Annotated in this window: 10 protein-coding genes (1 of these 10 only partly in view); 3 read left to right on the forward strand and 7 right to left on the reverse strand. The window is 60.8% G+C overall.

All coding sequences use genetic code 11. The annotated features are described in order from the left end of the window. Positions 1-969 carry the final stretch of a M23 family metallopeptidase gene (locus J3O30_RS20095; protein ID WP_207581943.1) on the forward strand. It extends 972 nt beyond the left edge of the window, so only the last 969 of its 1,941 coding nucleotides appear in the window; its start codon lies off the left edge, out of view; it ends in the stop codon at positions 967-969. An 83-nt stretch (positions 970-1,052) separates the two neighbouring features. Here the strand turns inward: J3O30_RS20095 and clpB are convergent, their stop codons facing one another. From clpB to J3O30_RS20130, 7 genes are all read right to left on the reverse strand, one after another. Further along, complete coding sequence (gene clpB / locus J3O30_RS20100) at positions 1,053-3,653, reverse strand: ATP-dependent chaperone ClpB (RefSeq protein ID WP_207581944.1); 2,601 nt, start codon at positions 3,651-3,653, stop codon at positions 1,053-1,055. A 250-nt stretch (positions 3,654-3,903) separates the two neighbouring features. After that, positions 3,904-4,662 carry a DUF4167 domain-containing protein gene (locus J3O30_RS20105; protein WP_207581945.1) on the reverse strand — a complete coding sequence of 253 codons (759 nt, stop codon included), beginning with the start codon at positions 4,660-4,662 and terminating at the stop codon, positions 3,904-3,906. A 342-nt stretch (positions 4,663-5,004) separates the two neighbouring features. Then, entirely contained in the window at positions 5,005-5,865 is an 861-nt protein-coding gene (gene prmC, locus J3O30_RS20110; RefSeq protein ID WP_207581946.1) for a peptide chain release factor N(5)-glutamine methyltransferase, read from the reverse strand. Then, the gene (gene prfA / locus J3O30_RS20115; RefSeq protein ID WP_207581947.1) at positions 5,862-6,941 is read right to left on the reverse strand and encodes a peptide chain release factor 1; all 1,080 of its coding nucleotides are present in this window, start codon (positions 6,939-6,941) and stop codon (positions 5,862-5,864) included. Before prfA ends, prmC begins: the two co-directional genes overlap by 4 nt. A gap of 29 nt (positions 6,942-6,970) precedes the next feature. Continuing rightward, complete coding sequence (ptsP, locus tag J3O30_RS20120) at positions 6,971-9,238, reverse strand: phosphoenolpyruvate--protein phosphotransferase (RefSeq protein WP_207581948.1); 2,268 nt, start codon at positions 9,236-9,238, stop codon at positions 6,971-6,973. Positions 9,239-9,327: 89 nt separating this feature from the next. Next, complete coding sequence (locus J3O30_RS20125; protein ID WP_003566987.1) at positions 9,328-10,602, reverse strand: aspartate kinase; 1,275 nt, start codon at positions 10,600-10,602, stop codon at positions 9,328-9,330. Positions 10,603-10,896: 294 nt separating this feature from the next. Further along, positions 10,897-11,796 carry a LysR family transcriptional regulator gene (locus J3O30_RS20130; RefSeq protein ID WP_207581949.1) on the reverse strand — a complete coding sequence of 300 codons (900 nt, stop codon included), beginning with the start codon at positions 11,794-11,796 and terminating at the stop codon, positions 10,897-10,899. A 178-nt stretch (positions 11,797-11,974) separates the two neighbouring features. On the opposite strand from J3O30_RS20130, the gene J3O30_RS20135 reads away from it, so the two are divergent. Both J3O30_RS20135 and J3O30_RS20140 read left to right on the forward strand, forming a co-directional pair. Next, complete coding sequence (locus J3O30_RS20135) at positions 11,975-12,721, forward strand: glucose 1-dehydrogenase (RefSeq protein WP_207581950.1); 747 nt, start codon at positions 11,975-11,977, stop codon at positions 12,719-12,721. Between the two features lie 64 nt (positions 12,722-12,785). Continuing rightward, positions 12,786-13,634 carry an alpha/beta hydrolase gene (locus J3O30_RS20140; RefSeq protein WP_207581951.1) on the forward strand — a complete coding sequence of 283 codons (849 nt, stop codon included), beginning with the start codon at positions 12,786-12,788 and terminating at the stop codon, positions 13,632-13,634. Positions 13,635-13,642: the final 8 nt, after the last annotated feature.

The following is a 13,642-nucleotide window of genomic DNA, read 5'->3' on the forward strand; positions in this document are numbered from 1 at the left end:
GCAAAGATCATTCGAGCCAGCGTCTATCGCGGCACGCGCCATCTCGTCACCGTGGCCGTCGACGACAAGGGCAGATACGTGCCCGGAAGCGAGCCGCCGATGCTGGATGCCATCGCCACCGCCTTCGATGACAATTCATTCGCGCCGCCACCCGGTCAGAACCTGCCGCGCGTCTATGACGGCATCTATCGCGCGGCCCTGTCCTACGGCATGACCAAGGATATGACGGCGCTGATCATCAAGCTGCTCGCCAGCAATGTCGATTTCCAGGCGCAGCTGAGGTCGACCGATAGTCTCGAGGCCTTCTTCTCCGTCGCCGACAGCGCCGGCCAGGCGACCGAGGATTCCGAACTGCTCTACGTCAACGCTCGTTTCGGCGATACGCAGACGCGCTTCTACCGCTTCCAGGACCCCGATGACGGCACGCTCGACTATTTCGACGAGAACGGCAAGAGCATCCGCCAGTTCCTGCTGCGCAACCCAGTTCCCAACGGCATCTTCAAATCGGGCTTCGGCATGCGCCGTCACCCGATCCTCGGTTTCGCCCGCATGCACACCGGTGTCGACTGGGCGGCCCCCCGCGGTACCGCAATCATCGCCGCCGGCAACGGCACGGTCGAAAAAGCCGGCTGGGATTCCGGCGGTTACGGCAACCAGACGATCATCCGCCATGCCAACGGCTATGAATCCTCCTACAATCACCAAAGCGCCATCGCCAAGGGCGTTATCCCCGGCGCCAAGATTCGTCAGGGTCAGGTGATCGGATGGGTCGGCACGACGGGCGAGTCCACCGGACCGCACCTGCACTACGAGCTGATCGTCAACGGCACAAAGGTTGATCCCCTGCGCATCCGCCTGCCGGGCGGCAAGTCACTGCAGGGCGAGGCGCTGGCGAAATTCGAGGACGAGCGCAAGCGCATTGATACGCTGCTGAACAACCAGACCTCGGATCAGGTGGCGAGCAAGTAATTTGCAACCTTTTCCTCGTCTCGTCCCCGCAAAATAAAATGGCGGCCGAAGCCGCCATTTCTCATTTATCCAGCAAAGCCGGCCTATGCCGCTTCGCTCACCGTCTGGCCGGTCCTGAACTGCAGCCGGTCGGAACCATTCGTCACCTTCACCGTCGATCCATCCGGCACCTGGCCCGACAGGATCTGCTCGGCCAGCGGATCCTGCACGAATTTCTGGATCACCCGCTTCAACGGCCTTGCGCCGTAGACCGGATCGTAACCCTTATTCGCCAGCCAGTGGCGCGCTTCCTCGTCAAGGTCGATGACGATCTTGCGTTCGGACAGCAGCGCCACCAGCCGCTTCAGCTGGATATCGACGATCGCGCCCATCTCCTCACGCTTCAGCCGGTGGAACAGAATGATCTCATCGATGCGGTTCAGGAATTCCGGCCGGAAATGCCCGCGCACGACCTCCATCACCTCCTCGCGAACCGTATCGCTGTCGTCACCGTCCTTGAGCTGCGTCAGATATTCGGCGCCGAGGTTCGAGGTCATGATGATCATCGTGTTGCGGAAATCGACGGTCCGCCCCTGGCCGTCCGTCAGGCGTCCGTCATCCAGCACCTGCAGCAGGATGTTGAAGACGTCTGGATGCGCCTTTTCGATCTCATCGAACAGCACGACCTGATACGGCCGGCGGCGCACGGCCTCCGTCAGCGCCCCGCCTTCGTCATAACCGACATAGCCCGGAGGCGCACCGATCATCCGGGCAACGGAGTGCTTCTCCATATATTCCGACATGTCCATGCGCACCATCGCCGTTTCGTCGTCGAAGAGGAAGCGGGCGAGCGCCTTGGTGAGCTCCGTTTTACCGACGCCGGTTGGGCCGAGGAAAATGAACGAGCCGATCGGCCGGTTCGGATCCTGCAGACCGGCGCGGGCGCGGCGCACAGCGCGCGACACCGCCTGAACCGCATCGCCCTGGCCGATTACCGATTTCGCCAGTTCATCCTCCATCCGAAGCAGCTTGTCGCGTTCGCCCTCCAGCATCCTGTCGACCGGAATGCCGGTCCAGCGGGAAACGACATGGGCGATATTGTCGGGGATAACAACCTCCTGCACCATCGCCCCGCGTTCGCCATCCTGCCTCTCAGCATCGACCAGCTGCTTTTCCAGATCCGGGATGACACCGTAGGTCAACTCGCCGGCGCGCTGGAATTCACCCTTGCGCTGGGCAATCGCCAGTTCGTTGCGGGCATCGTCGAGCTGCTTCTTGAGATCGGCAGCAAGGCCGAGCTTCTGCTTTTCCGCCTGCCAGCGGGCCGTCAGCGCATCGGCTTCCTCTTCGAGGCCGGTCAGTTCGGTCTCCAGCCGCTTCAGCCGGTCGGCCGAGGCAACGTCGGTTTCCTTCTTCAGTGCCTCGCGCTCGATCTTCAGCTGGATGATGCGGCGGTCGAGTTCGTCGAGTTCTTCCGGCTTGGAATCCACCTGCATGCGCAACCGCGCCGCCGCCTCGTCCATCAGGTCGATCGCCTTGTCGGGCAGGAAACGATCGGTGATATAGCGGTTGGAAAGCGTCGCAGCCGCCACCAGCGCGGCATCGGCGATGCGCACCTTGTGATGCTGCTCGTATTTTTCCTTCAGGCCGCGCAGGATCGAGATCGTGTCTTCGACCGTCGGCTCGTCGACGACAACAGGCTGGAAGCGCCGAGCAAGCGCCGGGTCTTTTTCGACATGTTTGCGATATTCGTCGAGCGTGGTCGCGCCGACGCAATGCAGCTCACCGCGGGCAAGAGCGGGCTTCAGAAGGTTGGACGCGTCCATTGCCCCATCGGCCTTGCCGGCGCCGACCAGCGTGTGCATCTCATCGATGAACAGGATGATCTCGCCGTTCTCAGCTTGCACCTCGTTGAGCACGGCCTTCAGCCGCTCCTCGAATTCGCCGCGGTATTTTGCACCGGCAATCAGCGCGCCCATATCGAGCGCCATCAGCTTCTTGTCCTTCAGCGATTCCGGCACGTCACCGTTGACGATGCGCAACGCCAGACCCTCGACGATCGCGGTCTTGCCGACACCGGGTTCGCCGATCAGCACAGGATTGTTCTTTGTGCGGCGCGAAAGCACCTGAATGGTGCGGCGGATTTCGTCGTCGCGGCCGATCACCGGGTCGAGCTTGCCGTCGCGGGCTTCGGCGGTGAGATCACGTGCGAACTTCTTCAGCGAATCGAAACCCTGCTCCGCATTGGAAGAATCCGCCGTCCGGCCCTTGCGGATGTCGTTGATGACCTGGTTCAGGCCCTGGGCCGTCACGCCTGCGTTTTTCAGTGTCGAAAACGTCGAGGCCGAGGATTCGATCGCCAGCGCCTGCAGCAGGCGCTCGACGGTGACGAAGCTGTCGCCGGCCTTCTTCGCCGCCTCTTCGGCGGTCGAGAGCACCTTGGCGAGCGGCTGCGCCAGATAGATATTGCCGTTACCGCCGGAAATTTTCGGCAGTTTGGCCAGCGCTGCGTCATTGGCGAGGCGTGCAGCCTTGGCATCGCCGCCGGCGCGCTCGATTAGCGACGCCGCCATGCCCTGATCGTCGTCGAGCAGCACTTTCAGCACATGTTCGGGCGTGAATTGCTGGTGACCCTGCGCCAGCGCATAGGTCTGCGCCGACTGAATGAAGCCGCGCACCCGCTCGGAGTATTTCTCGATATTCATATTCTACCTCCATGGATCGCCCTGCCCTGACGAGGCGCAGACCGATGATTGAGATCGACCCCCTGAAAAGGCAGGCCGCGCTTGGCCCATCTCAGATTTGGGCGAAGCAGTCGAGGAGAATATGGTACCCTGTTCTGCGAGTTTAAAGAGCCGACAAAACGAAAATCCCCGGCGCGAAGCCGGGGATTTTCGTCGCAATTCTAACAGATGGCATGAACCTCATACTCCCCCTGAAGGAGAAGCGAAATCCTCATTCCGATGCGGCGTCAGCCAGTACCGGCGCCTCGCCAGAGGAACCCTCGCCCTCAGCGGCTGCTTCGCCTTCAGCGCCGCGACGCGGGCGACGGGGACGGCTGCCGGTGCTGCGACGGCGGGGCTGGCGCGGCTGACCGCCGGAGCCTTCCTCATCCATGGCGACCTCGGCCGGAATGCCTTCGATCTCCGGCTGCGGGCCGGTTCCGTCGATCACCTCGGGCTGGGGTGCCGGTGCAGCCGCCGGGGCAGGCGCCGGTTGCGGCTGTGCCTGCGGCCGGTGCTGCTGCCTGCTCTGCGGCGGCTGGACGATAACGACATCGTCGCCGTCATTGTCGTTGTTATCCATATCGTCGCCGTCGCGATCCGCACCGTCCCGATCAGAACCATCGCGATCATATTCGCCGCGATCGTCGCGCTGGAAGCGTTCCTGCATCTGCGCCTGGGCGCTGGCGATGATACGATAGTAATGTTCGGCGTGCTGGAGATAGTTCTCGGCAATCACGCGGTCGCCGGAGCTTTGGGCGTCGCGGCCGAGCTGTGCGTATTTTTCGGCGATATGCTGAGCAGTACCGCGAATCTTCACATCGGGGCCGGAACTGTCATAGGTCCGGGTCAGCGGATTGCCGCCCTTGCGGTTGAAATTGTTGTTATTGTTATTGTTATTGTTATTGTTATTGTTACTTCCGCCGCCGCCACCGCCGTTATTGTTGTTACCACGCCCTCGACCGCGCTTGTTCTGCTGTCCTGGCCTCATAGATCGTTCACCTGAATTCTCTGTTTATGATGGATACATGGCACCAACCGCCATGACCGAAAAGCGGGTCAGGACCTTTGTGCCGCGAGCATACTGCGCCTTTGCGCCGACCTGCCGCTTGGTTTTCAAGTCAGATTGACTGATTCACGCATTGGGTCGTGTTCAACCGTTGAAACTCTCGTTTAAAAGAGCGGACCCCCGAGGCAAACCAAGTACCGAACGAATCTCGTTCATTCCTATCTGCCCAACACGTGACCGCAACCTATATTGCTTCCCGTGGAAATCCAAGCCTTTTCTTCGCAATAACAATAATGTCCTGTTCAATGCAGCAATTATCGCCAGTCACGCGAGCGCGAACACGAGCACTCTATCATTCTGACCATAATCTTTTACGGATTTGAGGCATTTGAAGCCTTTCGCTTCAAAAATCGCCGTCACATCGTTTCGCTGATCGTAGCCGATTTCGAGTCCGACGACCGCATCGGGCCTCATGAACCTTGCGGCATCTTTGGCGATCGCGCGGTAGGCGTCAAGCCCATCCGGGCCGCCATCCAGTGCCGCAACCGGATCAAATTTCGTCACTTCGGGAGCAAGATCGTGAATGACATTGGAAGCAATATAGGGCGGATTTGAGACGATCGCATGAAACCAACCCTGGATGCTCTCGAACCATCTCGACTGTACGGCTTGGAAACGATCCTGTAATCCGTTCCTTTCTGCATTGGATGTTGCCGTCCGAAGTGCATCCGCCGAAATATCGCTGCCGATACCTGACGCTTCGGGACATTCGCGCAAAAGCGCAAGGCATATCGCCCCCGTCCCGGTTCCCATATCAAGGATATGGAGATGGTCTTGCGCCTCTGCAAGGTCATTCAGATAGGCAAGCACCGTATCGACCAGGATTTCCGTATCCGGTCGCGGTTCCAGCGTTTCCACTGAGAGCCGAAGCGGCAGGCCATAGAACTCCCGCTCGCCGAGAATGCGATGCACCGGCTCATGACCGAGCCGCCGTTGCACCGCCTTGAAAATCACCTCGGCCTGCTCAGAAGAAAGCCGCTCGGACGATCGCGTCAAAAGCTCGGTCGGCGATAGTTTCAGAAGGCCCGCGACAAGCAACCGCGCATCGGTCGCCGGGTCGGCGACACCTGCTTCGATGAAGCGGCGGCGCGCTTCGGCAAGCGTATCGGCGACCGTCGAGCTCATTGTTGCTCGCCGAGTTGTGCCAGCTGGCTTGCCTGGTAATCGGCCATAAGCGCATCCACCACCTCCTCGATCTCACCTTCCATCATCCGGTCAAGCTTGTAGAGCGTCAGATTAATACGGTGGTCGGTAATGCGACCCTGCGGGAAATTATAGGTTCGGATGCGTTCCGAGCGGTCGCCGGAGCCGACCTGGCTCTTGCGGTCGGCCGAGCGCTCGCTGTCGGCCCTCTGCCGCTCGGCATCGTAGAGCCTGGAGCGCAGCACCTGCATCGCCTTGGCGCGATTCTGGTGCTGCGATTTTTCCGAGCTGGTGACGACGATACCGCTCGGCAGATGGGTGATACGCACCGCGGAGTCCGTCGTATTGACGTGCTGGCCACCCGCACCCGAAGAGCGCATCGTGTCGATGCGGATATCCTCCTGGCGGATCTCGATGTCGATCTCCTCGGCCTCCGGCAGCACGGCCACCGTTGCGGCCGACGTATGGATGCGCCCGCCCGCCTCGGTCTCCGGCACACGCTGCACACGATGCACGCCGGATTCGAATTTCAGCTTGGCGAACACGCCCCGGCCGGTGATCGTCGCGATGATTTCCTTGTAGCCGCCGGCTTCGCCCTCGCTCGCCGAGAGCATCTCAACCTTCCAGCCTTTCTCCGCCGCAAAACGCTCGTACATGCGAAAGAGATCGCCGGCAAAAAGGGCCGCTTCAGAGCCGCCTGTGCCGGCGCGGATTTCGAGGATGGCGCTCTTCTCGTCAGCCGCATCCTTCGGCAGCAGCAGGATCTGCATCTCCTGCTCAAGCGCCTCGATCTGCTCTTTCACCTCGGGCAGCTCCAGCTCCGCAAGGTCGCGCATTTCGCGGTCGACCGACTTGTCTTCGAGCAGCGTTTCGAGATCGGCAAGCTCGGCGATCGCCCTCTCATAGGCGCGGATCTTCGTCACGACGGGCTGCAGCTCGGAATATTCGGATGCGAGCTTCACATAGACATCGGCAGCCGGGCCGGCCGACATGCGCGCTTCGATCTCGCCGAAACGGCGTTCCAGCTCGCGCATCTTTTCAACGGGAAGCTTCGCCACCCTTCACTCCGATTCTTCTTAGTCTCTGTCTAAAGGGGAATATTGTGGCTTTCGGCGAAGCGGGCAAGCACCTCGCGCATCGGCATCATGGCGTGGATATCGTCCAGCACCTCGTCCATCGCCTTGGTCAGCGCCCCGACATCAAGCCCGAGCAGCATTGCCTTCACCGGCCCGATCGAGGCCGGCGACATCGAGATCGAACGGAAGCCGATGCCGAGCAGCGCCATCGCCGAGATCGGTTTGCTGGCAAGCTCGCCGCAGAGCGTTACCGGCGTCTTGTTCCGGTCCGCGCCGCGCACGATATCGCGCAGAATGCGCAAAAACGGTTTGCCGAGCGGATCGAAGCGGTCCGAGACCCGCGCATTGCCACGATCGACCGCCATCGAAAACTGGAAGAGGTCGTTCGAACCGACCGAGACGAAATCGACCGCCTCCATCAGTTCATCGAGCTGCCAAAGCAGTGCAGGCACCTCCAGCATCGCGCCGAATTGCAGCTTGCGCGGCAGCCCGTGGCCGAAGCGCGAGAGATGCTGCACTTCCTTCTGCAACAGCTCGCGCACGATCTTCAGCTCGGAAACCTCGGTCACCATCGGCACCATCAACTTCAGCTCGGTGTCTGCCGATGCCTTCAACAGAGCGCGCAGCTGGGTACGCAACAGTCCCGGCCGGTCGAGCGACAGCCGGATGGCGCGCCAGCCGAGTGCGGGATTTTCTTCCTCATGGCCGCGGAAATACGGCACGACCTTGTCGCCGCCGATATCAAGCGTACGGAAGGTGACGGCGCGGCCCGCCGCCTGTTTTATCACATTGCGATAGAACTGTTCCTGCTCGTCCGCCTTCGGCATGGTGGAGGCGATCATGAACTGCAGTTCGGTGCGGAAGAGGCCGATGCCCTCGGCACCCGATTCCGAAAGCTGCGGCAGGTCGACCAGCAGCCCCGCATTCATCATCAACCCAATCCGCTGCCCATCCTTGGTCACCGGCTCGACGGCGCGCAGCGCCCGGAACTGTTCCTGCCGCCTGGCGCGGAAGCGAACCTTTTCCTCGTAGGAACGCCGGTGATCGGCCATCGGTCGCAGATGTACATGTCCCTCGTCGGCGTCGATGATCACGGCATCGCCGTTCTCGGCGAGCGCCACCACACCGGCTGCCTGGCCGATGACCGGAATACCCATGGCGCGCGCAACGATCACCACGTGGCTTGTCACCGCGCCTTCTTCCAGCACCAGCCCGCGCACATTGGCCCGCGGATAATCGAGCAGCTCCGCCGCGCCCATGGCACGCGCCAGTACGACCGCATCGTTGGGGAAACCTTCGGCAGTCGTCCGCCCGGTATACCCCGTCAATTGTCTGAGCAGCCGGTTCGCCAGATCCTCGAAATCATGCATGCGTTCGCGCAGATAGGGGTCGGTCAACCGCATCATCCGGGCTTTGGTGTCGCTCTGCACCTTCTCGACCGCCGCTTCCGCCGTCAGGCCGTTGCGGATCGCCTCCTCGAGCTTGCGCACCCAGCCCTGGTCATGCGCGAACATGCGATAGGTCTCGAGCACCTCTCGATGTTCGCCCTCCATCGAGACATCGCGACGCGACAGCATGTCGTCGATCGAGATCCGCAGCGAGCCCATGGCTTCGGCCAGCCGCCGGATTTCCTTCTCGGCATCCTCGTTCAACAAATTGGTGACGACGATGCGCGGCTCGTGCAGCACGACGTAACCGAGGCCGATGCCGTCATTATACGTGTCGCCGTCGACGGTCACTGAACGCGTCAGGTCAAGTTCGAGGCCCGGCTTGGTGATCTTCTTCAGCTCGCCGGTGGCGATCATCTCGGCCAGCACCATCGCCGTCGTCTCGAGCGCTTCCAGCTCTTCCTCGCGATAGTTGCGGCTCGCCTTGTTCTGCACGACGAGAACGCCAAGCGAGCGCCCGGTCCTGAGGATCGGCACGCCGAGGAAGGAATGGTAAATCTCTTCGCCCGTTTCCGGCAGGTAGCGGAAAGCAGGGTGCGACTGCGCATCGGAAAGGTTCAGCGGCTGGGCCGAGGCGGCGATCGTGCCGACCAGGCCTTGCCCCATTTTCAGTTGCGCCAGGTGCACGGCCTCACGGTTGAGGCCTTCGGTCGCATAGAGTTCGAGCACGCCGTCGGCCCGCAGCACGTAAACGGAGCACACCTCCGCCACCATGTTGCCGGCGATCTGGCGGACGATCCGGTCAAGACGATCCTGCGGCTCCAGCGGCTCCGCCATCAACTCGCGCAGCCGCCTGAGCAGCACGCGCGGACCGCCGGAAAGGTCTCTCATGGCGTCTCAAGCTCCCGAAACAACGCACTCAGTCCCGGCGGGCCGGCCTTCGTCTCCTCAACCTGAAGGGGCAGGCCGCCCACTGGGAATCAATTCTTATCCAGACCGTAGCAGGAATGCAAAGTCCTGACAGCGAGTTCTGCATAGGGACCGTCGATCAGGATGGAAATCTTGATCTCGGAGGTCGTGATCGCCTTGATGTTGATGCCTTTTTCGGCAAGTGCACGAAATGCGGTAGCCGCAACGCCGGCGTGACTGCGCATGCCGATGCCGATGACCGACACTTTCACCAGCCCCGATTCGTTCTGCACGACATCGTAGCCGATCTTCTCCTTATGGTCGCCGAGCACCTTGATTGCCTTCTCGACGTCACCTGACGGTACGGTGAAGGTCATGTCGGTCTTCGACCCGTCCTCGGAGATATTCTGGACGATCATGTCGACATTGATATGGGATTCCGCGAGCGGCCCGAAGATCGCCGCGGAAACGCCCGGCCTATCGGCTAGACGGCGAAGCGAGATCTGAGCCTCATCCTTGGCATAGGCGATGCCGGTGACTACTTCCTGTTCCACGATTTCATCCTCGTCACAAATCAGCGTTCCGGGCGGGTTTAGCAGATCGCCCATGCCCGGAGCATCGGGATCTTCGAATGACGAGCGCACGAAGGTGCGCACCTTGTGCACCATGGCAAGCTCGACCGAGCGCACCTGCAGCACCTTGGCGCCGAGCGAAGCCATCTCGAGCATTTCCTCGAAGGCGATCTTCTTCAGCCTGCGCGCCTTCGGCACGATGCGCGGGTCGGTCGTGTAAACGCCGTCGACATCAGTATAGATATCACAGCGATCCGCCTTGACAGCTGCCGCGATTGCGACGGCCGACGTGTCGGATCCACCGCGCCCGAGCGTCGCGAGGCGGTTGTCTGGTCCCAGTCCCTGGAAGCCGGCAATGACGGCAACCTGCCCCTCGCCCATCCGTTTGACGATGTCGGAACCGTCGATTTCCATGATGCGCGCCGCGCCATGCGCATTGTCGGTGCGGATCGGGATCTGCCATCCCTGCCAGGAGCGCGCATTGATATCCATCGCCTGCAATGCGATCGCCAGCAACCCGGAGGTCACCTGCTCGCCGGAGGCGACCACCGCATCATATTCCCGCGCATCGTAAAACGGCGAATTGGCGCCGATCACCTTCGGCATGCCCTGGACCCAGCCGACCAGTTCATTGGTCTTGCCGGACATGGCCGACACCACAACCGCCACCTCGTGGCCGGCATCGACTTCGCGTTTTACATGGCGGGCGACGTTCTTGATGCGGTCCAGGTCAGCGACGGACGTGCCGCCGAATTTCATTACGATGCGTGCCATATGCCTCTACCACGACTGGCGCCGGGAAAGCGGAAAACCGGACCCGGCATCACGAAAGCTCTGGGGCAGACCGCTTGGCCAGAGAGCCGGGCTCCCGACTTCCGGAACCGCTCAAAAAGCCTAGGTCCCCAAGGCCCCAAGTTGCGGCGTCTCTTAGCGAGTTTGGCAGGGGGAGGCAAGCGCGCGCGATAAAAGCAATTACCCAACTTTGCGTCAAAAGCTGTCCCTGACTACCCGTCACGTTGCCCGCGGAGGTCCCGGCACGTAGGATTGAGAAAACAGATCGCAGGACTCTCATTTCACCTTGTCGGAAAAACGCTCGATCATATCGTCCACACGCGACAGGAAGAGCTTGAGCAATGGCGAGCTGTTTGCCTTGTGATACCCCACCATCAGATCGATTGTCGGCGCCTCGCCGATGAGCGGGCGGCTGATGACCGACCAGGATAGGAAGTTCTCGGCATAGGCGGGAAGCAGCGCGACGCCGCGGGTGGACGCGACAAGCGACACGCCCATGGCGAAATTGTCGATCAGGTGCTTCGGCGCGATCTTGAGACCGAGCCGATCGAAATAGTCGTTGATGACGCCGCGGAGTATATGCGGCGTATCGGACATCCCGATGAAAGTCTCGCTGGCAAGATCCATGGGATCGATCGCCTTGCATGCGGCAAGGCGATGGTCGCTTGGCAGGATCACCACCAGCGGTTCTCTTGCGATGACGACATATTCGATATCCGGCTTCGGTTCGCGGCGCAGAAAGGCGATATCGAGTTTTCCGCGCTGGAGTTCATCGGCAAGCTGCGGCGAATACTGGCTCGAGACCCTGATCTCGATGTTGGGCAGCTCGTCCCGAAGAATTCTCGTGGCATGAGGGAGCCAATCCACCTCCTGTCCCGTCAGAAAGCCGATGGAGAACACCGGTTTGCTAGGCTCTGCAGCGCGCCGCGCCGCCTCCACCGCAGCTTCCGCCTGAGCAATCGCCTGACGTGCATGCTCCAGAAAGGCAAGCCCGGCTGCCGTCGCCTCCACACCCCGCGCGCTACGCGTCAGCAGCGGAACGCCGACCTCGTATTCGAGATCCCTGATTTGACGGCTGAGCGAAGGCTGTGCCGTGTGCAGCCGTTGTTCAGCGGCAAGCGTCAGGCTGCCTTCTTCGACGACGGCGACAAAATAGCGAAGATGCCGGAGTTCCATCTTTACCTCCATGCCTGGAAGGCATGGCTACCAACTTACAAAGTCTTTTTCATCGGCGCAAGAAGCGCCTAGATCTTTGCTCAACGGAAACGATCACGGAAACAAAATCAGACGACAAAATCTGCGCCTGTTTTGATCGATCTTTCGGAAAAACAACGACTTTCAAAGGATTAATATCATGTCTACCCCCGTCGTTCTTATCACAGGCGCGCTGACCGGCATCGGTCGAGCCGCTGCAGTAGCACTGGCCAAGGAAGGTAACCGAGTTGTCGTTTCCGGCCGCAATGAGGAAGCAGGCCATGCCCTGGAAACCGAGCTTCGCTCGCTAGGCGCTGAAGCCGAGTTCATCCGCGCGGATGTTCGCGACGATGACGATGTCCGCAAGCTGGTGGATCAGACGATCGAACGCTTCGGTCGGTTGGATGCAGCGGTCAACAACGCCGGCACCGAAGGCAAGCCGGGTGCCGTGACCGAACAAACCGCTGAGAGCTATGGAGCGACCTTCGATACCAACGTGCTCGGTACGCTGCTTTCGATGAAGCACGAGTTGCGCGTCATGCAGGCGCAGGGCCGCGGCAGTATCATTAATATCTCGTCGACCTATGGTCATGAAGGAGCCGCCGGCGCGTCCGTTTACGTCGGCAGCAAGCATGCGGTCGAAGGCATGACCAAGTCGGCGGCGCTCGAAGTCGCCGCGACCGGCGTTCGTGTCAATGCCGTGGCACCTGGCCCGACCGAGACGGGCATGCTGAACCGCTTCACCGGCACACCAGAGAACAAGACTGCACTGCTTTCTGGCGTGCCGCTTGGCCGTATCGGCCAGCCGGAAGAAATGGCCCATGCCATCGCCTTCCTTGCTTCCGACAAGGCTTCGTTCATCACCGGCCAGATCGTCACGGTCGATGGCGGCAAGACTGCTGGTTAATGCCGAACTCAAGGGCGGCCCCTGGCCGCCCGCATCCTCCAAACTCCAGCAAAGGATGAATACGATGTTTACCCACCAGACCGCCCCGACCGAATTCGTCGACGCCAACGGTATCCGCTTCGCCTATCGCCGCTTTGGCAATAAAGACGGCATTCCGCTCGTCTTCAATATGCACTTCACCGGTACGATGGATCATTGGGATCCACTGGTAACCGATGGTTTGGCAAGGAATCGCGAGGTGATCCTGTTCAACAATGCCGGCATATCAAGCACCTCTGGCGAAGTGCCAACTTCAATCGAAGAAATGGCCATCAACGCCGCAGTCTTCATCAAGGCGCTTGGGCTGACTGAGGTCGACGTTCTCGGCTTCTCGCTCGGCGGACTTGTCGCACAGGAACTGGCGATCGCAGAACCGTTGCTCGTGCGCCGGCTGATCCTCGTCGGTACCGGTCCGCGCAGCGGTGAAGGCATGACAACATTGACGCCCGAGGCCCAACAGATCTTCGGCGCAAGTTATGCGGATCCGGATAAACTCTGGCTTGGCGCCTTTTTCACACCTTCCGAGAAAAGCCAGACGGCCGGCCGCGAATATCTGAAGCGCTTCCGTCTACGCAGCGAAGGTCGTGATCCGGACGTCAGCGACAAGGTAGCATCGGCCCAGATCGCAGCACTTGGCAAGTGGGGCGCTCCTCGCGAGAATCCCTTCGACTATCTCAAGGCGATCCATCAGCCGACGCTGGTCGTGAATGGAGGACACGACGTGATCATCTATACCGTCAACTCCTTCATCCTGCAGCAACAGATCCCGAACGCGCAGCTCATCATCTACCCCGATGCGAACCACGGCTCGCAGTATCAGTATCCCGAACTCTTCGTCGCGCACGCATCTCATTTCCTCGATGCACTGAAGTAGCCGACCCA

The organism is Rhizobium sp. NZLR1 (genome assembly GCF_017357385.1).
Taxonomy (GTDB): domain Bacteria; phylum Pseudomonadota; class Alphaproteobacteria; order Rhizobiales; family Rhizobiaceae; genus Rhizobium.